At 60.0% G+C, this 295-nt stretch carries 1 protein-coding gene; it reads right to left on the bottom strand.

Annotated elements, in window-relative coordinates:
• Nucleotides 1-295 (bottom strand): peroxiredoxin (locus tag EN852_RS39280; RefSeq protein WP_135879940.1); only part of this gene is annotated, 295 nt, incomplete at both ends.

Here is a 295-nt window from a genome sequence, read left to right as displayed (position 1 = left end):
CGTCCGTACATCGTCTTCTCGACCCACAGATGGTAGGCCTCGATGACTTTTCGCTCCTCGTCGGCGACCAGATCGACGGTGAGAGCGTGTTTTGCCTTGAATTTGTCGTGTTTCTTTACGCTATCCGGTGACAGCCCGATCACCACGGCGCCGGCCTTCTCGAACTCCGGTTTCAACTGCGAGAAGTCGATCGCCTCATGGGTGCAACTCGTGGTGTCGTCCTGCGGATAGAAGTACAGTACAACGGGCTTGCCCCGGAGCGCGGCCAGGCTGAGAGAGCGGCCGCCGTCACGCG

The organism is Mesorhizobium sp. M2E.F.Ca.ET.209.01.1.1 (genome assembly GCF_004010375.2).
GTDB lineage: Bacteria > Pseudomonadota > Alphaproteobacteria > Rhizobiales > Rhizobiaceae > Mesorhizobium.
This window is presented reverse-complemented; position numbering and strand designations above follow the sequence as displayed.